The 23,035-nt window shown below is 69.1% G+C and carries 20 protein-coding genes; 11 read left to right on the top strand and 9 right to left on the bottom strand.

Annotation, left to right across the window (positions count from 1 at the left end; translation table 11 throughout):
* Window positions 1–92 precede the first annotated feature (92 nt).
* Window positions 93–1,376, top strand: coding sequence for an adenylosuccinate synthase (locus GT755_RS11650; protein WP_161479731.1), 1,284 nt, complete (start codon window positions 93–95; stop codon window positions 1,374–1,376).
* Window positions 1,377–1,443: 67 nt separating this feature from the next.
* Window positions 1,444–2,343, top strand: coding sequence for a glycerophosphodiester phosphodiesterase family protein (locus GT755_RS11645; protein ID WP_328794302.1), 900 nt, complete (start codon window positions 1,444–1,446; stop codon window positions 2,341–2,343).
* A gap of 54 nt (window positions 2,344–2,397) precedes the next feature.
* Here the strand turns inward: GT755_RS11645 and corA are convergent, their stop codons facing one another.
* Window positions 2,398–3,501, bottom strand: coding sequence for a magnesium/cobalt transporter CorA (gene corA / locus GT755_RS11640; RefSeq protein ID WP_161479729.1), 1,104 nt, complete (start codon window positions 3,499–3,501; stop codon window positions 2,398–2,400).
* Between the two features lie 260 nt (window positions 3,502–3,761).
* Between corA and purD the strand changes: the two genes are divergently transcribed.
* The 4 genes from purD to GT755_RS11620 all read left to right on the top strand — a co-directional run bounded on the left by purD (window position 3,762) and on the right by GT755_RS11620 (window position 9,098).
* Complete coding sequence (purD, locus tag GT755_RS11635) at window positions 3,762–4,979, top strand: phosphoribosylamine--glycine ligase (protein WP_161479728.1); 1,218 nt, start codon at window positions 3,762–3,764, stop codon at window positions 4,977–4,979.
* Window positions 4,980–5,016: 37 nt separating this feature from the next.
* Window positions 5,017–5,487, top strand: a complete 471-nt coding sequence (locus GT755_RS11630; protein WP_161479727.1) for a hypothetical protein — start codon at window positions 5,017–5,019, stop codon at window positions 5,485–5,487.
* Window positions 5,488–6,321: 834 nt separating this feature from the next.
* Window positions 6,322–7,593, top strand: coding sequence for a UDP-N-acetylglucosamine 1-carboxyvinyltransferase (murA, locus tag GT755_RS11625; RefSeq protein ID WP_161479726.1), 1,272 nt, complete (start codon window positions 6,322–6,324; stop codon window positions 7,591–7,593).
* Window positions 7,594–7,805: 212 nt separating this feature from the next.
* Window positions 7,806–9,098 (top strand): transcriptional regulator, encoded by a 1,293-nt coding sequence (locus tag GT755_RS11620; RefSeq protein WP_030456307.1) that lies wholly within the window; start codon window positions 7,806–7,808, stop codon window positions 9,096–9,098.
* 435 nt (window positions 9,099–9,533) lie between these two features.
* Here GT755_RS11620 and GT755_RS11615 read toward each other — a convergent pair whose 3' ends face one another.
* Complete coding sequence (locus tag GT755_RS11615) at window positions 9,534–10,346, bottom strand: hypothetical protein (protein WP_161479725.1); 813 nt, start codon at window positions 10,344–10,346, stop codon at window positions 9,534–9,536.
* Window positions 10,347–10,663: 317 nt separating this feature from the next.
* On the opposite strand from GT755_RS11615, the gene GT755_RS11610 reads away from it, so the two are divergent.
* Genes GT755_RS11610 through GT755_RS11600 form a run of 3 tightly spaced genes read left to right on the top strand, consistent with a single transcriptional unit; the run spans window position 10,664 to window position 12,075 of the window.
* Complete coding sequence (locus GT755_RS11610; protein ID WP_161479724.1) at window positions 10,664–10,840, top strand: hypothetical protein; 177 nt, start codon at window positions 10,664–10,666, stop codon at window positions 10,838–10,840.
* A complete protein-coding gene (locus GT755_RS11605; protein ID WP_161479723.1) occupies window positions 10,837–11,121 on the top strand; it encodes a hypothetical protein in 285 nt (94 codons plus the stop codon). Before GT755_RS11610 ends, GT755_RS11605 begins: the two co-directional genes overlap by 4 nt.
* 60 nt (window positions 11,122–11,181) lie before the next feature.
* Window positions 11,182–12,075 carry an EamA family transporter gene (locus tag GT755_RS11600; RefSeq protein WP_161479722.1) on the top strand — a complete coding sequence of 298 codons (894 nt, stop codon included), beginning with the start codon at window positions 11,182–11,184 and terminating at the stop codon, window positions 12,073–12,075.
* On the opposite strand, the gene hisC is transcribed toward GT755_RS11600, so the two are convergent.
* Window positions 12,050–13,123 carry a histidinol-phosphate transaminase gene (hisC, locus tag GT755_RS11595; protein ID WP_161479721.1) on the bottom strand — a complete coding sequence of 358 codons (1,074 nt, stop codon included), beginning with the start codon at window positions 13,121–13,123 and terminating at the stop codon, window positions 12,050–12,052. The genes GT755_RS11600 and hisC overlap by 26 nt on opposite strands.
* Window positions 13,124–13,225: 102 nt before the next feature.
* Here hisC and GT755_RS11590 point away from each other — a divergent pair, with 102 nt between their 5' ends.
* Window positions 13,226–13,936: a polysaccharide deacetylase family protein gene (locus GT755_RS11590; RefSeq protein WP_161479720.1), complete on the top strand. Its 711-nt coding sequence runs from the start codon at window positions 13,226–13,228 to the stop codon at window positions 13,934–13,936.
* Window positions 13,937–13,995: 59 nt separating this feature from the next.
* Here the strand turns inward: GT755_RS11590 and GT755_RS11585 are convergent, their stop codons facing one another.
* From GT755_RS11585 to GT755_RS11560, 6 genes are all read right to left on the bottom strand, one after another.
* Window positions 13,996–15,087, bottom strand: coding sequence for an acyltransferase family protein (locus GT755_RS11585; protein ID WP_161479719.1), 1,092 nt, complete (start codon window positions 15,085–15,087; stop codon window positions 13,996–13,998).
* A gap of 50 nt (window positions 15,088–15,137) precedes the next feature.
* Window positions 15,138–15,794, bottom strand: a complete 657-nt coding sequence (locus GT755_RS11580) for an NUDIX hydrolase (RefSeq protein ID WP_161479718.1) — start codon at window positions 15,792–15,794, stop codon at window positions 15,138–15,140.
* 26 nt (window positions 15,795–15,820) lie between these two features.
* Entirely contained in the window at window positions 15,821–17,596 is a 1,776-nt protein-coding gene (locus GT755_RS11575; RefSeq protein ID WP_328794301.1) for a DUF4434 domain-containing protein, read from the bottom strand.
* A gap of 93 nt (window positions 17,597–17,689) precedes the next feature.
* The gene (locus tag GT755_RS11570; RefSeq protein ID WP_328794300.1) at window positions 17,690–18,778 is read right to left on the bottom strand and encodes a glycosyltransferase; all 1,089 of its coding nucleotides are present in this window, start codon (window positions 18,776–18,778) and stop codon (window positions 17,690–17,692) included.
* A 13-nt stretch (window positions 18,779–18,791) separates the two neighbouring features.
* Window positions 18,792–20,054 (bottom strand): nucleotide sugar dehydrogenase, encoded by a 1,263-nt coding sequence (locus GT755_RS11565; protein WP_030456316.1) that lies wholly within the window; start codon window positions 20,052–20,054, stop codon window positions 18,792–18,794.
* A gap of 105 nt (window positions 20,055–20,159) precedes the next feature.
* Window positions 20,160–21,755: a glycosyltransferase family 4 protein gene (locus GT755_RS11560; protein ID WP_161479716.1), complete on the bottom strand. Its 1,596-nt coding sequence runs from the start codon at window positions 21,753–21,755 to the stop codon at window positions 20,160–20,162.
* A gap of 119 nt (window positions 21,756–21,874) precedes the next feature.
* Here GT755_RS11560 and wecB point away from each other — a divergent pair, with 119 nt between their 5' ends.
* Window positions 21,875–23,017: a non-hydrolyzing UDP-N-acetylglucosamine 2-epimerase gene (gene wecB, locus GT755_RS11555; RefSeq protein ID WP_161479715.1), complete on the top strand. Its 1,143-nt coding sequence runs from the start codon at window positions 21,875–21,877 to the stop codon at window positions 23,015–23,017.
* The last annotated feature ends 18 nt before the right edge of the window (window positions 23,018–23,035 follow it).

The following is a 23,035-nucleotide window of genomic DNA, read 5'->3' as shown; positions in this document are numbered from 1 at the left end:
TCCCCTTTTTCCGGCAGCTCAGGTAGTCTCGGTTTGCAAGAGCCCCTGTCGCTTGCGTCAGGGGCTTTGGTTTTTGTTCCGGGAGATTGACCATGCCGGCTGTCGTTCTCGTGGGCGCCCAGTGGGGCGATGAGGGCAAAGGAAAGGCCACCGACATCCTCGGTGGCGTCGTCGACTACGTCGTCCGTTACCAGGGCGGCAACAACGCGGGTCACACCGTCGTCATCGGCGACCAGAAATACGCCTTGCATCTGCTGCCCACGGGAGTGCTGTCCCCCAACGTCACACCCGTGATCGGCAACGGCGTCGTCATCGACCCGGGCGTGCTGCTCGGGGAGATCGACGGGCTAGCCGCGCGGGGCATCGACTGCTCGCGGCTGCTGATCTCGTCGAACGCGCATTTGATCATGCCCCACCACAAGGCCATCGACAAGGTCACCGAGCGCTACCTCGGCAAGGCCAAGATCGGCACCACCGGGCGGGGCATCGGCCCGGCGTACGGCGACAAGATCTACCGGATGGGCATCCGGGTGCAGGACCTGCTCGACCCGGGCATCCTGCAGAAGAAGATCGAGGCCGCCCTCAACGAGAAGAACCAGATCCTCACCAAGATCTACAACCGGCGCGGGCTCGACCCGGCGAAGGTGCTGGAGGAGTACCTCGGCTACGCCGAGCGGCTGCGCCCCCACATCGCCGACACCGCGCTCATCCTGAGCAAGGCGCTCGACGACGACAAGTTCGTGCTGCTCGAAGGCGGCCAGGGCACCTTGCTCGACATCGACCACGGCACCTACCCGTTCGTCACCTCGTCGTCGCCGACCAGCGGCGGCGCGTGCGCGGGTTCGGGCATCCCGCCGACCCGCCTCAACCGGGTGATCGGGATCGTGAAGGCGTACACGACCCGAGTGGGTTCGGGCCCCTTCCCGACCGAGCTGCTCGACGAGACCGGCGAGTGGCTGCGCAGGACCGGGCACGAATACGGCACCACCACCGGCCGCAACCGCCGCTGCGGCTGGTACGACGCCGTGATCGCCCGCTACGCCGCGCGCATCAACGGCGTGACCGACTTCTTCCTCACCAAGCTCGACGTGCTGTCGGGCCTGGAGAAGATCCCGGTCTGCGTCGCCTACGACGTCAACGGCGTGCGCCACGACGAGATCCCGATGACCCAGACCGACTTCCACCACGCGAAGCCGATCTACGAGGAGTTCCCGGGCTGGGAGGAGGACATCACCTCCGCCAAGACCCTCGACGACCTGCCGCCCAACGCGCAGGCCTATGTCAAGGCGCTGGAAGACATGTCCGGCGCGCCGATCTCCGCGATCGGCGTCGGCCCCGGCCGCACCCAGACGCTGCAGATCCGGTCCCTGGTCTGAAATAGGGCACGCCGATCGGAGCCCCAATACAGGGGACCGGTCGGCGTGCCTTGTAGGGTTCGCGGTTGTGCACCGACCTGTTGAGTTGCACGGGCACCGGGGCGCCCGCGGCCTGCGGCCCGAGAACACCCTGCCCGGTCTCGCCTACGCGCTGGAGATCGGCGTCGACGCCATCGAGTTCGACGTCGTGCTGACCGCCGACCACCAGTTGGTCCTGAGTCACGACCTGACCGTCTCCGCGGTGACGAGCCGCGACACCGGCACGGAGCAACTGGTCGGCCGGCCAATCAACCAGCTCACCCTGGTGCAGCTCCGCACCCTCGACGTCGGGGTGCGCCGGCCCGTGCGCGAGAACGACCCGTTCGTGCGCACCCAGGTCGGCCGTCCCGACACCCGCATGCCAACGCTGGGCGCGGTGCTCGGGCTCGTCAGCGCCTACGGCGCCGACCACGTGCGGCTGAACGTCGAGCTCAAGTCAGACCCCACCCGGCCCGACCTGTCGGCCGACCCGAAGGTCTTCACCGGTCTGGTCTTGGACGAACTGGCGCGGCACCGGCGGCTCGACAACTCGGCCATCCTGAGCTTCGACTGGCGCATCCTGGCGGCGGCACGTGACGCCGTACCGAACAGATACGCGCTGGTCGAGGCGGCGACCATCGATCCGGTGTGGATGGCCGGCTTCGACATCCGCGACTTCGAGGTCGACATCGCGGGCGCGGCCGAGGCCGCCGGGGCGACCGTGTTGTCGCCCGACCGGGTGCTCGTCGACAAGCAGCTGATGACGGGCGCGGCCCGGCGCGGGCTGCCCGTGGTGGTCTGGACGGTCAACGACGTCGCCGAGGCGGCCGAACTGCTCGACCTGGGCGTGGCCGCGATCGTGACCGACTACCCCGACCGCATGCGCGAGTTGTGGGCCACTCGCGGCATCCCGCTGCCGCGTTCGGTGAAAGCGGTCGCGGCGGTCTGAAATTCGCCCGCCGCGTCTCGAAGGCGCGGCGGGAAACGTCTCAGCGGCCGTACTTCACAACCAGCCGTTGCGCCGGAACGCCCGGTGGAGCAGGGCGCAGGCGACGACCATCACGCCGACGACCACCGGATAGCCCCACACCGCGTCGAGCGCCGGCATGTGCTCGAAGTTCATGCCGTAGATGCCCGCGATCATGGTCGGGACGGCCAGGATCGCCACCCACGACGAGATCTTGCGCATGTCCTCGTTGGCCAGGGCGTTGGTGCGGGCCAGCGCGGCCTGAAGAATCGAGTCGGAGAGCTCGTTGCTCGACTGGACCTGCTCGCACACGCGCGACAGGTGGTCGGAGACGTCGCGGAAGTACTCGCGCATGTCGGAGGGGATGCTGCGGCGCTGCGGGAGCTGCGAGAACGGGGTGGAGAGCGGCGCGACGGCGCGCTTGAGCTCCAGCATCTCCCGCTTGAGGTGGTAGATCCGGTTGATGTCGCGCGAGCTGACCTCGGCGAACACCGCGGCCTCGACCTCTTCGAGCTCGGCCTGCATCTGGTCGGCGACGTAGAGGTACTTGTCGACGACGTGGTCGGCGATGGCGTGGAGGACGCCGGTCGGTCCCCGGTTGAGCAGCTTGGGCTTGTCTTCGAGCTTCTCGCGCACGTCGCTGAGCGGGCTGTGGGCGCCGTGGCGCACCGTGACGACGAAGTCGGGGCCGACGAACACCATGATCTCGCCGGTGGCGATGATCTGGGCCGACTCGGTCAGCACCTCGTGGTCGAGGAACGCGACCGTCTTCAGCACCACGAAAAGGGAGTCGCCGTAACGTTCCACCTTGGGCCGCTGGTGGGCCTTGACCGCGTCTTCGACGGCGAGGGGGTGCAGCCCGAACGTCTCGGCCAGCCACTCGACCTCGGGGGCCTCCGGCTCGAAGAGCCCGACCCAGACGTAGGCGTCGGGCTTGGCGGCGTCCTCGTTGTGCTGCCGGACCAGCTGGACGGCCTGCGCTATTCCGTCGGCGGCCACCTTCCGGCCGCCGATGTAGGCGCCGAAGGTGATGAGCGACTCGCTCGACGGGACGCAGGGAAACTTCTTGTGCTCGCGCACCGGCGAGACCACGGTGGCGGCACGGGTGTAACGACGGGGGAAGAGCGTGGCGGAGCGCATGTCGGTCCCTTCAAAGGCCGAGCTCACATGCTCCACGCGAACAGCGGAGTCACCCCTTACACGGGCGCGGGCATGCGGGCGGCGTGCATCTGGAAATGGAGAGGGATGTCGCGCACGTCAGACGCGCGCGTGCACGTACTGACGGGATCGCCAGAAGACACCCGTACCACCTCCAATCGCCACTTGACACCGCAAAGCCAACCCAAAATATCACAGGGTCCCAGGATAACCGTGGTCGCCGGGCCTGAGAGAATGCGTGGGTGCGAGTTCTGGTGATCGGTTCAGGAGGCCGTGAGCACGCGATCTGCCGTGCTCTCCGACCCGCCGAGGTGCACTGCGCGCCCGGCAACGCGGGCATCGCCGAGGTGGCGCGGCTCCACGACGTGTCGCCCCTCGACGGCTCCTCCGTCGCGGCGCTGGCGCTCGACCTCGCGGTCGACCTCGTGGTCATCGGCCCCGAGGCCCCGCTGGTCGCCGGGGTGGCCGACGCCGTCCGCGCGGTCGGCGTGCCGTGCTTCGGCCCGTCGCGCGAACCCGCCGCGATCGAGGGCTCCAAGAGCTTCGCCAAGTCGGTGATGGAGGCGGCCGGCGTCCCGACCGCCCGTGCCTTCTCCTGTACGACCCCCGAAGAGGCCCTCGACGCCCTCGACACCTTCGGCCCGCCCTACGTGGTCAAGGACGACGGCCTGGCCGCCGGCAAGGGCGTCGTCGTCACGACCGACCGCTCCGCCGCGCTGGCCCACGCCGCGGCCTGCGAGCGCGTGGTGATCGAGGAATACCTCGACGGCCCCGAGGTCTCGCTGTTCGCCCTGTGCGACGGCAAGACGGCCGTCGCCCTGCAGCCCGCACAGGACTTCAAGCGCGCCCACGACGGCGACGAGGGCCCCAACACGGGCGGCATGGGCGCCTACACCCCCCTGACGTGGGCCCCCGAGGGCCTGGTCGACGAGATCATGACGACCGTCGTCACCCCGACCGTCAACGAGCTGGCCCGCCGCGGCACGCCCTACACCGGCGTCCTCTACGCCGGCCTGGCCCTGACGAGCAAGGGCCCCAAGGTCATCGAGTTCAACGCGCGCTTCGGCGACCCCGAGACCCAGGTCGTGCTCGACCGCCTGGAGACCCCCCTCGCCGACCTGCTGCTCGCCTGCGCGACCGGCGAACTCGCCGCCCAGCCCGCCGTGGTCTCCCGCCCCGGCGCGGCCGTGACCGTGGTGATCGCGGCCGAGAACTACCCCGGCACCCCGGTGAAGGGCGACCCCATCGAGGGCCTGTCGGAAGAGGTCGAGGGCGCTTACGTGCTCCACGCCGGGACCGCCCTGAAGGACGGGCGGGTCGTCTCCAACGGCGGGCGCGTGCTGAACGTGGTGGGCACGGGCGAGACGGTGGCTGAGGCGCGGGAGCGGGCCTACGAACTCGTGGGGCGCATCCAGATGCGCGGCTCCTTCCACCGAACCGACATCGCCGCAGGCCGTTGACCTGAATTCAGAACACGTTCTGAACTAGGGTGGCGCCATGAGCGCCATTCCCGCAGAAGCGGTCACCTTCTCCGAGCTGTCGCGAAACCCCCGGGCCGTCGCCGAGCGCGCGGCCCGGCTCGGGCGGGTGCGGGTGACCCACCGCGACGCGACCGACTTCTACCTCACCGCGGCCGACGTCGAAGACCGCCGCGACCAGACCCTGGTGACGGCCTCACGCCTGTTCCTCGCGTTGATCCGCCACGACCCCACGGCCCGTACCCTGGTCATCGCGATGACCGAGGTCTTCCCCTGGGTCCGCCACCTCGACTCCGAGGAACTCCGCTCGTTCACTCTGGAGCTGGTCGAAGCCCTGTCGGACGCCGCCGAACTCGACAACGACACCAGCGCGGCAGCGGTCATCGCAGGTTGGCGCGGAACCGCCCGCATCAAGGCCGACCCTGCCGAGTACAAAGCAGCCCTGCAGATGACCATCAGCGACTACGGCCCGGGCGAGGTGCCCGAGTGAGCCCGAAGCGCGGCGACCGCGTCACGGTCCCCCCACCCGCTTCGGAGTGGGATGTCCGATTCGGTGGCAACGATGTGGTGAAGGGCTGGGACGAGCTCTGTCGCCACACTCTGGCGAACACCCGGCGATGCCTGGAGGCGTTGCGAACCGACCCGCGTTCCATGACCGAACCCGAGCGACGACATCGCCTCAGCGGGGCTCTTCGCAGTCTTCGCCACAAGGGCCGCGATCTCGAACAGTGGAAGTACGAAGTTACCAGCGGCGGTCGGGTCCGGTATGTGATTGATGACGACTCACGCACCGTGTGGATCGTTCAGGCCAGCCCCAGACACCCCAAGGACACTGATAGGTGAGACGAACCACAGAGGTCACTGTTTTCCCTGATCCGGCCGCTGCGTCCTGACAAAATAGGACAAGTGAAAGAGCGGTATTCCGGTAAGGCGCGCTGTCGGTACGTCGCCGACGGCGCTACTCGGCCGGTGGTGGCGGTGTGTCGGATTTCGGGCCGTGGTCGCGTACAGGAGACCGAAAATCGCTGTGCGGGAAGTGGGGGAAGCTGTCCCCTGCCTGGGCGGATGTTGGTTTTGGGGCTGATTTCGAAGCGTTTCGGGCGTTCGATCAGTCGTTCGTGTTCCTTGCGCTGAATCCGGCGAACTTCGCATTCCCGGCCAGAACACCGGGCCCGTAAGCGACGGCCTTTAACAGCCTTACGGGCCGGACTTTGCGAGGGTGGTTTCGCCGCGAATGACCCCGGCTAGCGGCTACTGTGGGCCGATACCCGGCTACCGCACCTGCCGCACCATCCTCCCCACCCCCAACCGAGGAGTTTTCTTCATGGTTCGTTACCGCGTGCGCGGTGGCAATGCGCTGCGTGGAACCGCGTTCGTTCAAGGCGCGAAGAACGCCGTGCTGCCCATGATCGGGGCGGCCCTGCTGGCGGCGGAAGGCCGGACGGTCCTCCGTAACGTCCCGCTGATCGAGGACGTGCGCCGGGCGATCGAGCTCGCCGAGGCCGTCGGGGCCCGGGTGCAGTTCCACGAGGCGGAGCGCACGCTGGTCATCGACGCGTCGGGTGTGAACACGCCCGTGCTGCCCGAGGAGATCGCCTCGCGCTTCCGAGGCGTGATCCTGTTCGTGCCGGCGCTGCTGCACCGGGTCGGCGAGGTCATCGTCGAGGGGGTCGGCGGATGCAACTTGGGCGCCCGCAACCTCGACTTCCACTACAACGGCTACAAGCGGCTCGGCGCCCTGGTCGACGAGCAGGAGAGCACGATCCACATCAAGGCCGCCGGGCTGACCGGGGCCACGCTCTACCTCGACCGGCCCTCCCACACGGGCACCGAGAACCTCATCATGGCCGCCGCGCTGGCCCAGGGCACGACGGTCATCGAGAACGCGGCGCTGGAGCCCGAGGTCCTCGACGTCATCGAGATGCTGCGCAAGATGGGCGCGAACATCAGCGGTGAGGGGACGGGGTTCATCACCGTCGAGGGTGTACGCGAGCTCAAGGCCGTCGAGCACACCGTCATGGCCGACCGGCTCGACGCCGGGGCGTTCATGATGGCCGCCGCGATCACCGGCGGCGAGGTGACCCTGCTCGGCACCTCGCTCGAACACCTGGGTGTCGTGCGGTGGAAGCTGGAGCAGATGGGCGTGGAGTTCTTCCAGGAGGGCGCCGTCGTGCAGGCCCGCCGCGACGGGCAGCTGCGGCCGATCAACGTGATCACCGACACCTACCCGGGCTTCGCGACCGACCTCCAGCCGCAGCTGATGGCGATGGCGGCACTCGCCCACGGGCCGAGCTACATCCACGAGCGCATCTTCGACGGCCGGTTCGCGCTGGCCCGGGAGCTCAACAAGATGGGCGCGCGGGTCGAGGTGGACGGCAACCGGGCGGTCGTCCACGGGCCCACCCCGCTGCGGGGCACGACCGTCGAGGCGCACGATCTGCGCTCGGGCATCGCGCTCGTGCTGGCGGGGCTGGCGGCCGAGGGCGAGACGGTGATCGAGTCGGGCTACCGCATCGACCGGGGCCACGCCGACATCGCGCAGCGGCTCCGGGCCCTCGGCGCCGATGTGGAACGCGAGATTTCCCCTTTTGCCTAGTTCGACGTCCATAATGGCATTGACCAGCCACAACATAATGGGAAAGGACCGTGCCGCCCTTCTCAGAACGGTATTCCGGAAAATCCGGGCGTGACATTACGGCCTCCGGGAGCGATCGTTCCAAAGAGAAGTCAATCGAGAAGGCACGCGGGATGGGACGAACATTGGTCGAGCGCACTGAAGACTCACCGCGCGGCCGCGTGGGGGGCGGAATGGGCGCTGGGACGCCGGACCTCACCATCGGTGTGGTGGGGCCCCATGACCTCGTCGAGCGGGTCATGCTCATGGGACACGCCGCCGCTCCGGTGCCGTGCCGCCTCGTGGCGGCCGCGTACCGGGACGAGCAGGAGGCATCCGACAAGGTGACCCGGCTGGGCGGCGTCGACGCCTGCCTATTCGCCAGCCCGATTCCATACGAGCTGGCACGGCGAGCCGGGGTGCTGACGATGCCGGCGACCCACGTCCAACTGGGCGGCGCGGCCCTGACGGCCGCGATCGCACGGGCGGCCCTCGACGACCGCATCGACCCCAGGCGGGTCAGCGTCGACGTGCTGAGCCGGGGCGAGGTCGACGAGGCGTTCGCGGACCTGGGCATATCCACGGCAGAGGTGCACAGCCGCGACGAGCCGGGAGCGACCGGCACGATCGCGGCCTATCACGAGCGGCTGGTCCGCCAGGGCGCCACCACGGGTGCCCTGACCTGCATACCGGGTGTGGCCGACCGATTAACGGCGGCGGGCATCCCCACGGTCCGCATCCGGCCCACGTCGGCGGCGGTCCGGACCGCTCTCCACACGGCGGCCCTGCTCGGGGCGCACCACCGGCTGGAGGAATCCCAGCTGACGGTGATCCTCGTCGAGGTGCCGACGCTGCGGGAGCCCATAAGGCGGGCGGCGCCCCGTTACTGGCGTGACGAGCTGCGGCTCTCCCTGCACCGCCTGCTGGTGCAGGAGGCCAACCGCATCAACGCCAGCGTGTGGCCGATCGACGACCACAGCTACCTGGTGGTGGCCACACGGGGATCGATCGCCGGCGCGACCGACGGCTTCCGGGTGCTGCCCTTCGCGGCGAGGATCCGCGACGAGCTGGGCCTGGCGGTCGAGGTCGGGGTCGGCATGGGCCGCACCACCCACGACGCGGAGACCCACGCACGGGCCGCACTGGCCCGCACGCAGGCCGGCAAGCAGGCCCAGGGCTTCGCGGTCGACCGGGAGGGACGCACGCTGGTGCCCCCGCCCCGGATGCCCCCGCAGTCGGCCGGCCCCGCGAAGCCGAAGGGCGTCGAGGTCCTGGCCCGGCTGGCGGCCAAGCTGGAAGGCGGCGACACCGTCGTCGACGCCGAGGGCGCGGGCAAGATGCTGGGGGTGACACCGAGAACGGCGCGGAGACTGCTGCGCACGCTGGTCGACGAGGGACTCGCGTGGCCGCTCCCACCGAACCGGACACCCCAACCGGGACGGCCCCGGCAGCTCTACCGGCTGATCGTGGAGAAGCTGAACCGCTGAGACGGGTGAGTACCCGGCATCCCCTTAACCGGGGGTGCCGGGTACTTGCTTTTTTATGTGTACGGATACGTCCGGATAAATCCGGACAGAGAATTCACTTCACCGGATTCGAGAAAGTGCGGGGCAGGCGGGGCTGGAGTTGCGCAATATTGCGCAAACTCAATGCAAGTCATGAAATGCCCGGGTTGTGAACGGCCATCGCACGCGCCGCGCGGAGACGAGAGTTCACCTCCCGCAGGGACCTTTATGGCACCCGAGGTTTTCCACAGGGTGGGGTCATCGTCGGGAGAACCGTCGGTCACGGAAGAGACGATGATCGCGGCCCGGGTGGGCGGGCGTACAGCACCGGCATGAGCGAGGTCGACACCGGCTTGCCCGCACACGACGATGTGCGCGAGGCAGGTCCGCCGAGTGCGGCCAGTCGTCAGGCTCGCGTCACCGGCCCTGGTCGTCGGGGATGGCGGCCTTCTGGAGTGAGGCCTCCGCGTGCAGGAAGGCCTGGATGAAGATGACGTTGCGTTTGGCCGGGCGTGGCCGTCGGAAGGCCAGGTCGCCGGCCGCCCGGAGCAGCCCTGGGCCGTGTAACCGGAGGTTCAGCGCCTCGGCGACCGTGCCGGTGGCCTCCTTCTTCCATTCGGCCGCCGCCTCCAGGAGCAGGCGGCGGTAGGCGGGCGTCAGCTCCTCGCGGGTGGCCTCGCAGGCCAGCAGGACCGCGATCTGATAGGCGGCGCCGGCGTCGCCCTGTTCGGCCCGGCGGAGGATCGACGCGCCGATGCGGCCCCACGCCCTCGGCATGCGGAAGGCGGCCGACTTCACCGGGGGCAGGCGGACCTCCTCCGGAGCCTGTTCGAGGATGTCGCCGGGGACGTAGGGCATCTGGGCGACCGGCCTGGCCGGGGCGTCCCGGGTCTCGATGGCGTCCCACACCTCGGCGAACTCCTGGGTGAGCGTGCTGATCGCCTGAGGCGAGGCCTCCATGCGGCCGTTCATCGTGCCGAACTTGTAGAGGACCGTGACGATGGTGCGGATGAGGGGCCAGCCCGGCAGCCGGGTGAACCTGCCCTTCATGATGTTGGACAGGTGCGAGGTGGAGAGCGGGCGCCACTCCTCCCCGCTCTCCGCACTGATCATGGTCCGCGCCAGCTCCGACATCCGGCCGTAGCTGGGCCGTCCCGCCTTGCGGTACAGGCTGTCGAGCTTGGCCAGGAGGACAGCGCAGTCGATCCGCTCCCCGCGTGCATCACCCATGAGCGAGTTCCGTTTCTCAAACAGTCAGACAGCGCGACCGCGCGTGGGCCAGAAAGGCCGAGAACCCCGTGGAAAGGTCACCGGCGGGACCGGTGATGGTGGCGAGATTAGTGGGTCAACGAGGGCTACGCCCCATAATTCCCAAACGTCGTGAGCGCGAGCATTAACCATGTCATCCGGTTACGTCCAGAGTTGTCCACAGGCGTCCAGACCTGCGGAAAGTCGTGCAAGAACAGATGATCTTCGGGTGTCCGGCGGCCTGCGCTGATATCTCTCTGGGGTCACCCACTATGCGCTATCAGAAAGAAAGTCAGGAAATGTCGCCTGTCGTTTCTTTGATCATCGCGGCTCTCGTTTCCGCCGTCATCGCGCTGATCTGCTACATCGTCAGTCTCCGGTCCGGGAAGACCGCGCCGACAGCGCTCATGACGTCGGGCGGCGCCTATCTCGGGGCGGCGACGCTCTGCCTGCTGGTGCTGGAGTACCTCCAGTGAGCCGGCTCCGGCTGAGGGAGGTGCACCCCCGGCTCACCGCCACGATCGTCGACCTGCTCGGGGTCGACCCCCTCGCGAGGACCGTCCACGACCTGCCCTACTTCGGGGTCTGCGCCTGTTCGCAGGGGTGCCGGAACCTGCTGACCTCGCCGCCGGGGTCGGCGAGCCCCCGGTCGTTGCCGTTGCTGCTGGCCGGGACGGAGGTCATCGGGCTCAGTCTCGATCCCACGGGCACGACCATCACCGACATCGAGGTGCTCGATCCCGCCTTCTACGGCTGATGCCCGATTTCGGGTCCCGCTCTGGAGGGCTTTACCCCCGTTTGGCTATTGTCAGGAGTCATGCAGCGGGACGGTCGTGACATTCGTGTGTGGATCCTCCTGACGACCGTCTACATCGTCTGGGGATCGACCTATCTGGGCATCGGACTCGTCATCGAGACCATGCCGCCCTTCGTCTCCGGCGGCCTCCGGTTCGTCGTGGCGGCCCTTATTCTCGGCGTGTTCCTGCTGGTCAAGACCGGCCCGGAGGCGTTCCGGATGAACCGCCGCGAGTTCCTCGACGCGGCCCTGGTCGGGTTGCTGCTCCTCACGGGCGGCAACGGGATGGTCGCCGTGGCCGAGCAGCACATCTCCACCGGGCTCGCCGCGCTGCTGGTCGCCTCGACGCCGCTCTGGCTCGTCATCATGCGCACGGTCTTCCGCGACCGGCCCCACGTCCTGACGCTGACCGGGGTGCTCATCGGGTTCCTCGGCGTGGCCGGCATCTCGCTGACCGGCGGGATGTCGGGCGGCTCGGTCGGCGTGGTGGTGATCCTGCTGGCGTCGTTCTCGTGGGCCGTGGGGTCGTTCATGTCGGGGCGGGCGCCCATGCCGAAGAACCCCTTCGCCGCGTCGACCGTGGAGATGGTCGTCGGCGGCGGCGGGTTGCTGGTGTGCAGCGGGCTGGCCGGGGAGCACCTCGTCCTGTCGGAGGTGTCGGGGCGGTCGTGGGCCGCGCTGGCCTACCTGATCGTCGTGGGGTCGCTGGTGGGGTTCACGTCGTACGTGTGGCTGCTCGGCAACGCGCCGATCTCGCTCGTCTCGACCTACGCCTACGTGAACCCCGTCGTCGCGGTCGCGCTGGGGATGATCTTCCTGGGCGAGACCGTGACGGCCATGATGGTGGCCGCCGGTCTCGTCATCGTCGCCGGGGTGGCGCTGGTGGTCTCTACCGAGCGGAGACGTGTGCCCTGAACGCCTGCGCGGCGCTCAGGAAGACGTCGTTGGCCTCACGGTCACCGATCGACACACGGGCACCCTCCGTCCCGAACGGCCGCACAGCGACGCCCTCAGCGGCGCACGCGGCGGCGAACGCGGGGGTGTCGTCGCCCAGGCGCAACCAGACGAAGTTGGCCTGCGACTCGGGGACCGTCCAGCCCTGGGTGATCAGCGCCTCGCGGACGCGGCTGCGCTCGGCGACGACCCGCTCGACGCGCTCCAGCAGTTCGTCCTCGGCGGCCAGCGACGCGACGGCGGCGGCCTGGGCGAGGTGGTTGACCGCGAAGGGGACCATCGTCTTGCGGACCGCCGCGGCGATGGGCTCGGGACCGATCAGGTAGCCGACGCGGAGGCCGGCCAGGCCGTAGGCCTTGGAGAAGGTGCGCAGCACGGCGACGTTGGGGCGGTCGCGGTAGATGGTCAGGCCGTCGGGGACGGCCTCGTCGCGCACGTACTCCCGGTAGGCCTCGTCGAGGATGACCAGCACGTCCGACGGAACCGCGTCGAGGAACGCGGTGAGCTCGGCCGCGCGGTTGGCGGTGCCCGTCGGGTTGTTGGGGTTGCAGACCAGGATCATGCGGGTGGCGGGGGTGATCGCGGCCGCCATCGCGTCGAGGTCGTGGGTCTCGGCGGCGAGCGGGACACGTACCGAGAAGACCCCGGACAGATCCGCGAGCAGCGGGTAGGCCTCGAACGAACGCCACGCGTAGACGACCTCGGCGCCCGGCTCGCCGACCGTCTCGAAGAGCTGCTGGGCGACGGTGACCGAGCCCGCGCCGAGCGCGATGTGCTCCGGCGGGACGCCGTAACGGGACGCGAGCGCCTCGGTCAGCCGGACCGCCGCGGGGTCGGGGTAGCGGTGGACGGTCGTGGCGGCCTCGGCGATGGCGGCGACGACGCTGGGCAGCGGCGGCTCGGGGGACTCGTTGGAGGACAACTTGTACGACCGCCCGTCGGCCGACACCACCGCCTTGCCCGGCGTGTAGGCCGTCATGGTGTCGAGAACGGCCCTGAACTGCGGCATTGATTCCACCCCTCCGTTGCGGCGATGTGCCCCACACCCTACTTGAGGTCATTCGTGCCGATCTCAGAGTCGTCCCAGGAACACCCCTTAGGATTCGGCACCATGCGCGTGATCGTCCGGGGGGCACTCGCCCTCGCCTTAACCACGTCCCTGCTCGTCCCGGCCGCACCGGCGAACGCGAAGCCCAAGCCCTACTGCGAGCGCCACAAGTGCATAGCGCTCACCTTCGACGACGGGCCCTGGCCCTACACCCCCGCCCTGCTCGACACCCTGAAGAAGCACAAGGCCAAGGCCACCTTCTTCGTCCTGGGCCGGAAGGTCGGCAGCCGCGTCGACATGATGAGGCGCATGGTCGACGAGGGCCACGAGATCGGCAACCACACCTGGGACCACCCCGACCTGACCAAGCTCTCCGACGAGGAGATCGTCTCCGAGATCACCGGCACCCAGGACGTCATCAGGGAGGCCGTCGGCATCACGCCGACGTTCATGCGCCCCCCGAACGGCGCGACCAACTCACGCGTCGGCTCCCTGATGGAGACGCTCGGCCTGCCGCAGATCCTGTGGACGGGCTCGACCCTCGACTGGCAGGCCCGCAACACCAAGGTCATCAAGGAGCGCACGCTCAAGTTCGCCAAGCCGAACGCCGTCATCCTGCTGCACGACATCGTCCCGGAGACGGTCAAGGCCATGGAGACCGTGGTCGACACCCTGACGAAGAAGGGCTACAAGCTCGTCACCGTCTCCACGCTGCTCGGCGACCGCGAACTGAAGCCGGGCGAGGCCTGGCCCAAGCCGCCGAAGAAGAAGTGAGACGCGGACGGCCGCAGGCCGGCCGCGTCTCACGCCGGGAATCTGCCCGAAACAACCCGCTAGTCGGCGATCTTGAGTGAGCGTGACAACGCCGCCTTCAACCGTGGCTGGGCGGGCACCTCGACGAACCGGTAGACCGCCCACGCCACGACCAGCACGATCCCGATGACCACCGGCAGCGTGACCCGGTGCCCGAGGACCGGGTTCAGCCACTGGATCATCAGGAACCCGACGTGGTGGTGGAACAAATAGAGCGGATAGGTCAGCGCGCCCAGCAGCGTCAGCCCCCGCCAGTCGATCCCGTCGAGGCGTCCGAGCGCGACCAGGATCATCACCAGGAACATCAGCGAGATCACGCCGACCACGAGCGCGGTGCCCAGCGGCTCGCCGAACCGCTTGATCGCCGACGGCCCCTCGCCGAGCAGCTGGACCAGCCCGAAGGCGTAGGCGAGGCCGACGAACAACCACGGCAGCAGCGAGTTGCCGAAGCGGTAGATCAGGTAGAGGGACATGCCTGCAATGAAATAGGGCGCGCCGAACTGGGCCAGCCCGACCTTCAGCACCGAGATGTCGAGCCGCTCTGCCAGCGCGAGCAGGAAGATCCAACCGCCCATGAAGCCGAGCACCCGCCGGTACGTGATCCCGACCACCGCGAAGCAGGCGATCATCACGTAGAAGACGAGCTCGTGCCAGAGCGTCCAGTAGACGATCTCCAGGTCGCGGATCCGCAGGCCGTGCTGGAACATCGTCAGGTTGGCGAGCAGTTCGCTCAGGGTGGGCCGGTGGTCGGTGATGAACCCCATCAGCGCGATCCCGCCCAGGATGATCACGCTGGCCCAGTAGGCCGGATATAAGCGTGCGATCCGGGAGACCACGAACTCGCCGGGTGTGCGCCCCCAGGCGCTCATCAGGATCACGAAGCCGCTGATCATGAAGAACAGCCGGACTCCGTAGGAGCCGAACATCGTCACGCCGCTCAGCGCCGGGAAGGCGTTGACCGTCCCCCACGCGCGCGTCTCCCCGAAGTGGAACAGCACCACCGCCATGGCCGCGACGAACCGCAGCAGGTCGAGCACCCGTAAGCGGGGCTGGACGAAGGGTGGGTCAACGGCGGCCGCCGCCGGCACAGTGCGCGGCTCCGATATCAGCACAGGGGGAGAATATCCCTAATCACACCGGTAACAGGGACCCCAATCGCGGCTCAGACCCGCAACATGGGCGGGTGGAGCGCCTCGGCCGGGCCCCGCCGGTAGAGCATCGCCGGTCGGCCGCCGTCGCGGGTGGTCGTCCGGCCCGACGGCACCAGGAAACCCTCGGTCTTGGTCACCTTGCGGTGGAAGTTGCGGGGGTCGAGCGGGCGGCCCCACACGATCTCGTAGACCCGGCGCAGTTCGGCGACGGTGAACTCGGTCGGGCAGAAGGCCGCGCCGAGTGAGGTGTATTCGAGCTTCGACCGGGCGCGTTCGAGCCCGTCGAGCATGATGCGGCGGTGGTCGAAGGCCATCTCGGTCAGCTCGCTCAGCGGCTGCCAGCTCATGTGGGCCTCGGTCGACGCGGGCAGGTCGGGGGCCAGCCCCAGGTAGGCCACCGACACGACACGCTGGCGCGGGTCGCGGTCGGGGTAGCCGTAGGTGCGGAGCTGCTCCAGGTGGACCGGCGCCCCGGCCATGCCGGCCCGTTCGGCCAGCACGCGGGCCGCCGCGGCCGGGAGGTCTTCGTCGAGGTGGATGAAGCCGCCGGACAGCGCCCACAGATCGGGGTAGGGCGGACGATCCCGTCGCCACACCAGCGCGCACAGGGCGCTCGACCTCACTGTAAGCACGACGAGATCCACGCTGACGGGGATGCGCGGGACCATGTCAGGCACGTTACACGCTGTCGCGATCAATCGTTGTTGTGGTAGTAGACCGGCTCGGCGGCCTTGCGGCCGTCGGTGGCGGTCACCTCGACCCTGACCCACGCGTCGGGCGGCACGCTCTCCCAGTCGACCGGGATCCAGACCTGCCCGACGGCGGGTGGTAAGTCGGCGATCGGCTGCCCGTCGAACCAGCCCACCGACTGAGAGTCGACCACGCGCGGGGTCTCCAGACCGGTCCAGCTCAGCGTCACCCGCACGTTCTCCAGGTGGTAGCCGCGAATCTGCAGGCCGTCCTGGATCTGCCGCTTCGCCCTGATGGCCTGGATGGCGATGGGACGTTCCCAGTCGGTCGCGAGGTCTTCGGCCAGCGACGGGCTGCCGCAGGTGAAGAAGTCGCTCCACATGTACGAGATGATCTTCGACACGTACGGCCCGACCAGCGTGACCGCCGTGTCGAGGCGGGGCTTGTCGGTGCGTCCGCGGGTGCCCTGCGTGCCGCACTTCTCGGTCGCCGACGGCTCGAACGCCTCGACGTTGGCCCAGAGCTGCACGTCGACGCCCTCCTCGTCGCGCAGTTCGAGGCGGGACTCGTACATGGCCCGGTAGTAGTCGCGGGTGGCACCCCAATAGGCGGTGCTGTACGTGCTCTCCCCCACCACCGGCTTCAGCCGCTCGTCGACGGGCTGGTTCTTCCAGTTCGGCCAGAACAGGCCGACCTTGCCGGTGCCGCGTGAGTCCTGCGGCGCGATGATGCCGACGCCCGTGCGGGCCAGCGCCTTGAAGCCCTCGCCCACCTGCGCGGGGGTCGAGGTGTAGTCGACCCGTTTGCGGGCGTCGAGGTAGGGGCTGACCAGGATCGGCTTGCCGGGGAGCACCTGTTCGACGATGCGGTGCTGTTCGGCGTACACCTGGAGGGTGGGAACGTTCTCAGGGTCGGCCCAGTCTCTGATGACCAGCTCGAAGGGCTGGTAGACGCCGCCGAGCGAGTCGCGGCCCGCGAAGCGGGTGCCGTAGTCCTGCAGGATGCGGCGGGTCAGCGTGGTGAGCGTGCCGATGTGGCGCGGGTTGGCGCGGGTGACGCCGGTCGGGTCGCGCGGGGCCAGCGGCAGCGACGGGAAGACCTTGATCCCGAACCGGTCGCCGAGGTCGAGCAGCTCGGTCAGGCTGTCGGTCGCGCCCGCCGACACCAGGATCAGGTGGTAGCCCTTGCCCTTGCTGGAAAAGTCGCAGGTGGCGTCGTCGGAGCCGTCTTCGTCGGCGATCAGGCGGAAGAACACCCGGTCGCCGACGACGATCTTCTTCTCCATCTGCGGGCAGCGGAAGACGCCGTCGCCGTACTGCTCGTCGGTGCGGAAGACGAACGACCACGAGATGCGGTTGCCCGGGTTGGCCGCCTTCAGGTCGCGCTCGGCCGCCTGGTAGCAGGTCAGGCCGTCTTCGACGCAGTGGCCGTAGCGCTCGTCGGGCTTGGGTTCGCTCTGGTCGTCGGGGGCCGTCTCCAGGATGCGGCCCTCGGCGTCGACCCCGCGCGGCTGCAGGCCGAACCCGATGCGGACCACCGTGTCGCCGCCGACCTTGTGGATCTCCTCCAGCTGGCGGCGCCAGTTGCAGCGGTCGGCCGACGGCATGATCCAGTAGCCGGTGATCGCGTAGGGGGTGCGCATGTTCGTGTCGAACGTGCCGCACGGGTCGGTGAAACCGGTGTCGGACGGAGTCGGGCTCGGCTCGGACGGCGAGGTGCTGCCGATCCGCGCGGCGTGTGGCGTCTCGGGCTCCTGGAGGGCGATCACCACGGTGGCCACGCCACCGAGGATCGCGATCCCTAGAAGCAGAGCAAGCCAGCGCAAACCGTCACCTCATCCGATCGACGTGGGCTGATTCGTTCAGGGGCGGGGCTACGGCTTGACGCCGTTCCAGGCTTCGAGCTGGGAGACGAATCGACGCGCGGAGTTGGGCCAGTGGTGGTTGCCGCGGGCGGCGGCGTAGCCGCGGGCGCCGGCGTTGCGGCGCTCCTCGGGGTTGTCGCGCAGCGCGAGCACCGCCTTGGCGACGGCCTGCGGGTCGCTCCAGGGGACCACGACACCGCTGCGGTAACGCTCGATCAGCTCGACCGCGCGGGGCGAGGGGGTGGTGATGACCGGGATGCCGTGGGCCATGTACTCCACGATCTTCGTGGGCATGGAGTGGCGGTAGTTGGGCTCGTCGTGCAGCAGCGACAACCCGGCCAGCGCACCGTCGAGCCGCTTGAGCGCCTCATCGTTGGGCATGAAGTCGCGCCATTCGAGCGCGCCCTCTTCCACGGCCTCGGCGAGCATGCGGCGCGACTGCGGGTCGGCGTACCCGATGAGCTCGACGACCACCCGGTGGGGCCGCAGCAGGCGGCCGACCTCGATGGCCTCGCGCACACCCCGCGCCTCGGACAACCAGCCCAGGTAGACCACCCGGTCGTCGCCGGGCGGCGAGACCGTGTCGGGCACCCAGGTCTCGTTCGGCACGACCAGATGCGCCTCCCGGAACCGGCCCGCGTAGGCGGTCTCGGCCAGCAGGAGGTGGAAGTTGCGCTCGGCCCAGCTCTCCAGCATGCGGGCCACGAACCGGGTCGGCGGCCGGAGGAAGGCCGGCAACCACGGCTTCAGCGACAACGTCGCGGGGGTGTCCTCGTGGACGTCCCACACGACCGTCGGCCGGTTGCGCACCCCGGCGACCGCGAACAGCAGCTCGGGGTCGTGGATGAGCGCCATGTCGACCTTGCCGCGCATGCTCTTGAACACCTTGCGCGCGGCCCGCACGGCGCTCATCCGCCGCCGCTCGGCCGCCCGGGGCAGGTCGACCCCGTTCACCCAGGACCGCGGCACCACCCCGCGCGCCGAGTACGGCGCGGCGTACGTGACCTCATGACCGGCGTCCACGAGCGCGCGGATCTGCCGGTGCAGGATCCGGGCGTCCTCGGGGTGATGCACCACCGTCATGACGAGCACGTGCACGCGCCAGGCCCCCTTACAGCCGCTCGACGCGTTCGCTGGTGGCCAGCACGCCCCGGGTGTCCAGCACCAGGCGGGCCTGCCGCTCGACCAGCTCCAGGTCGAACATCGAGTGCTGCTGGAGCAGCACCGTGACGTCTGCCTCCCGGATGGCCGTCTCGAGGTCTTCCTCGCGCGGCACCGGAGTACCTTCGACCGACCACTCCTTGACGTAGGGGTCGGCGTAACTCACGACGGCCCCGAGCTCCATGAGCGCCTCGGCGACCGGTATCGCGGGCGTCTCCCGCTCGTCGGCGATGTCGGGTTTGTAGGTCACCCCGAGCAGCAGCACCTTCGAGCCGTTGACGGCCTTCTTGTCCCGGTTGAGCAGCCGCTGCACGCGGGTCACCACGTAGGACGGCATGCGCTCGTTGATCTCCTGCGCCAGCTCCACGAACCGGAACGGGAAGCCCAGCTTGCGCACCGCGTAGGACAGGTACGACGGGTCGACGGGGATGCAGTGACCACCCACGCCGGGGCCCGGCAGGAACTTCTGGAACCCGAACGGCTTGGTCGCGGCGGCCTCGATCGACTCCCAGAGGTTCACCCCGAGCTCGTCACAGAAGATCGCCATCTCGTTGACGAGCGCGATGTTCACGTGGCGGTAGGTGTTCTCCAGCAGCTTGGCCATCTCGGCCTCGCGCGTTCCGGAGACGGGGACGACCCGCTCGACGAACCGCGCGTAGAACTCGGTCGCCCGGTCGCGGCAGGCGGTCGTGTAGCCGCCCACCACCTTGGGGGTGTTGCGCAGGCCGAACTTCGGGTTGCCGGGGTCGATGCGCTCCGGCGAGAAGGCCAGGTGGAAGTCGTCGCCCGCGACGAGGCCGGACTTCTCGAGGATCGGCCGGGCCACCTCGTCGGTGGTGCCGGGCCAGGTCGTCGACTCGAGCACCACGAGGGTGCCGGCGGTGAGCTGCTCGGCGACGGCGCGGGTGGCGCCTTCGACGGCGGACAGGTCGGGACGGTGGTCTTCGTCGAGCGGGGTGGGCACGCAGATGACGATGGCCGCGGACCGGGCCAGCACCGTCGGGTCGAGCGTCGCGGTGAAACCGTTCGCGAGCATGCTGTCGAGGTCGGCGTCCGTCAGGTCGTCGATGTAGGAACGTCCCTCGTTGAGCGCGTCCACCTTGCGCGCGTCAACGTCGAGGCCGACGACTTTCAGACCTGCCGCCACAGCCTCCTTGGCCAGCGGCATGCCGACGTAGCCCAGCCCGATGACCGTGAGATCGATCTCGCTCACGACATGGCCTGGGGGTGGAGAGAACACTTCATGGTCGCAAAGGCTATCTCAAGTCGGCACCAATGATGCCTGATGCTGCACATCCGGCGTCCCTGGTGGATTTCTCTAGCGGGTGAGTGATTCGTAAATTTCCCGATAAGTGTTGGCAAGGCTGCTCCAGGTTCGCTTCGCGGCAACCTCCTCCTTGCCGGCCACGCCCATCTTGCGGCGGCGTTCGGGGTCGTCGCGGAGCTCCGCCACCGCGTTGGCCAGCGCCTGCGCGTTCCCGGCGGGCACGAGGATCCCCGGCTCGCCGTCGCCGATGAGCTCGGCGAGGGCCGGCAGGTCGCTCAGGATGACCGGCTTGCCCAGCGCCATCGCCTCGACCGGCTTCAGCGGCGTCACCAGACGGCATACGCGCAGGTCCTCGCGGGGGCAGATGAAGATGTCGATGGCCGCCTGGGCCTGCAGGGCCTCGTCGGGCCCGACGCGCCCCGGCACGATCGCGATGTCACCTATACCGAGTTTGTTCACCTGCGCGAGGAGGTTCTCGCGCTCGGTGCCGTCGCCCACCAGAAGCACCTTCACGGGCGTGCCCGACTGCTTGAGCAACGCGGCCGCCGACAACATCGTCGCGAAGCCCTCGTAGGCCACGATCGACGACACCGAGCCGATGACGATCTCGTGGTCGCCGATGCCGTACTGGCGGCGCAGCGACGCGCCGTCGTACTCGGCGGTCAGCAGCGACGCGTCGACGGCGTTGGGCGCCAGGAAGATGCGCTCACGCGGGACGCCGCGCTCGACGATCTCGCCGACCATCGTCTCGGCCAGCGTCACCACGGCGTCGGCCGAGTTCATGATGGTGGCCTCGCGCTCCCGCATGAGGCGGTGGCGCTCGGTGCCGACGCGCGCGGGGTCGCGGCTGGCCCAGGTCTCCTCCAGGAAGCCGCGGACCTCGTACACGAACGGGGTGTTGGTCCTCTCCCGCACGGCCATCGCGACCGACCCGTTGCGGTGGTCGGTGGCGGCGTGGAGGACCTGCGGGCGGAGCTGGCGGACCAGCTCGGTGACGTCTTCGGCGCCGCGCGTGATGCGGCCCCGGGTCTCCATCGGGATCTCGCTGCCGGTCGGCAGCAGACGGCGGTAGGGGATGCCGTCGATCTCCTCGTAGGGCTCCACGTCGGGGAAGCCCTGGAGGGCCGGCCAGCCCCAGCTCGTCACCACGTGGGGGTCGAGCCCGGCGGCCTTCTGCGCGGTCACGATGCGGTGGGTGCGCACGGTGTAACCGGCCTGCGTGAAGGGCAGCGCGTTCGTCACGATGTGCAGCGCGCGGCCCGGCACCCGCTCACCCATGATCACCTTGGGCTTCGGCGGGATCGGGTTGGGCAGCAGCGCGGCGCGCTCGCCCTCGTACAGGGCCAGCCGCTTCTTGATGAAGACCCAGCGCTCATGCGGCTTGAGCATGTCGATGGCCTGGCTCATGTGCCCGGCGTCGAAGACGGCCCGGGAGTCGTTGAGGGGAACCCTGGCCATCCGCCGCCACATCTTGCGGATCGTGACCTTGGCGACCCGCGCGACCGGCCACGCCACCTTGCCCACGAGAGGGCGAAGCGGCTTCGGCACGGTCTCCGCGGCTGCGTGCGCCACCCGAAGCGGGTCCTGCACGACCTTCCCCACGAAGATCCGGGAGGTCGTCACCGGGCTCTTGACGAACCCCTTCATGAACCTTCGGGCACTGGCCTTCGCGGCCTTTGCCGGAATGGGCTTGTTGGCCTCAGCTACCACGGCGTGACCGTACCATAGGCAACGTTTGCCCCCATCATGGATGAAAGGCAAGGTCAGTGAGGGATTCGCGTCTCCAGGACACCCTCGTCCTGCACGTCCTGGGTGCCCGGCCCAACTTCCCCAAGGCCGCTCCGGTGGTCAACGGACTGGCCGACCTGGGCATCCGTCAGGGCATCGTCCACACGGGGCAGCACTACGACGCCCTGATGTCCGACGTGTTCTTCGCCGACCTCGGGCTGCCCGAACCCATCGCGAATCTGGGTGTCGGCAGCGGCTCCCACGCGAAGCAGACCGCGGCGCTCCTCGTCGGTCTGGAGGAGGTCGTCGAGCGGGAGAAGCCGTCTCTGGTGGTCGTGTACGGCGACGTCAACTCCACCCTCGCCGCGATCCTGGTCTGCGCGAAGCTGGGGGTCCCGACGGCCCACGTCGAGGCGGGCCTGCGTTCGTTCGACCGCACGATGCCCGAAGAGGTCAACCGCATCGTGGTCGACAGCCTCTCCGAGCTGCTGTTCGCCACCTCGCCGGAGGCGCTGTCCTACCTGGCGAACGAGGGCGTCCCCTCGTCCAAGGTGCATCTGGTCGGCAACCCGATGATCGACAGCCTGTTCTCGGCGCTGCCCAAGCTCGACCCGGCCCCCGTGCAGGAGCGCCTGGGCATCTCGGGCGAATACGCGGTCGCCACGCTCCACCGCCCCGCCAACGTCGACGACCCCGCCGCCGCGAAGGAGCTCGTGGACGCGGTCCTCGGCGTCGCCGAGCAGGTGCCGGTCATCGTGCCGCTGCACCCGCGTGGCCGCACCCGCCTGGCGGAGGCCGGCCTGGTCGACGGCCCTCGGATGCGCATCATCGACCCATTGGGCTACATCGACTTCCTGTCGCTGGTCAGGGGCGCGGCGCTGGTCGTGACCGACTCGGGCGGCGTGCAGGAGGAGACCACCATGCTGGAGGTGCCGTGCCTGACCGTGCGGATGAACACCGAACGCCCGATCACGGTGACCCACGGGACCAACCGCCTGGTGACCCCCGCCTCGTTGCCCGCCGCCGCCACGGTCGCGCTGGCCGAAGGCGCGAAGACGCCCTCCGGTGACCTGCCGATGTTGTGGGACGGCAAGGCCGGCCCGCGCATCGCCCGGGTGATCGCCGCCTGGCTGCAGGGCGAGAACCTTTCCCCGGCCGCCCGGAACGTCGTCGGGGACTAAGTCCGACAAACACACCAA

This window comes from Herbidospora solisilvae (assembly GCF_009901565.1).
Classification (GTDB): domain Bacteria; phylum Actinomycetota; class Actinomycetes; order Streptosporangiales; family Streptosporangiaceae; genus Herbidospora; species Herbidospora solisilvae.
Note: the sequence above shows the minus strand (reverse complement) of the source record. Positions and strands in the feature narration are given on the sequence as shown.

What these genes read in the sequence shown, in the direction of transcription:
- murA (WP_161479726.1), top strand. Translation starts at nt 6,322, where the DNA reads ATGGTTCGTTACCGCGTGCGCGGTGGCAATGCGCTGCGTGGAACCGCG.
- GT755_RS11590 (WP_161479720.1), top strand. Translation starts at nt 13,226, where the DNA reads ATGCGCGTGATCGTCCGGGGGGCACTCGCCCTCGCCTTAACCACGTCC.
- GT755_RS11580 (WP_161479718.1), bottom strand. Translation starts at nt 15,794, where the DNA reads ATGGTCCCGCGCATCCCCGTCAGCGTGGATCTCGTCGTGCTTACAGTG.
- hisC (WP_161479721.1), bottom strand. Translation starts at nt 13,123, where the DNA reads ATGCCGCAGTTCAGGGCCGTTCTCGACACCATGACGGCCTACACGCCG.
- corA (WP_161479729.1), bottom strand. Translation starts at nt 3,501, where the DNA reads ATGCGCTCCGCCACGCTCTTCCCCCGTCGTTACACCCGTGCCGCCACC.
- GT755_RS11610 (WP_161479724.1), top strand. Translation starts at nt 10,664, where the DNA reads ATGTCGCCTGTCGTTTCTTTGATCATCGCGGCTCTCGTTTCCGCCGTC.
- GT755_RS11650 (WP_161479731.1), top strand. Translation starts at nt 93, where the DNA reads ATGCCGGCTGTCGTTCTCGTGGGCGCCCAGTGGGGCGATGAGGGCAAA.
- GT755_RS11620 (WP_030456307.1), top strand. Translation starts at nt 7,806, where the DNA reads ATGGGCGCTGGGACGCCGGACCTCACCATCGGTGTGGTGGGGCCCCAT.
- GT755_RS11615 (WP_161479725.1), bottom strand. Translation starts at nt 10,346, where the DNA reads ATGGGTGATGCACGCGGGGAGCGGATCGACTGCGCTGTCCTCCTGGCC.
- GT755_RS11630 (WP_161479727.1), top strand. Translation starts at nt 5,017, where the DNA reads ATGAGCGCCATTCCCGCAGAAGCGGTCACCTTCTCCGAGCTGTCGCGA.
- GT755_RS11560 (WP_161479716.1), bottom strand. Translation starts at nt 21,755, where the DNA reads ATGAAGGGGTTCGTCAAGAGCCCGGTGACGACCTCCCGGATCTTCGTG.
- GT755_RS11600 (WP_161479722.1), top strand. Translation starts at nt 11,182, where the DNA reads ATGCAGCGGGACGGTCGTGACATTCGTGTGTGGATCCTCCTGACGACC.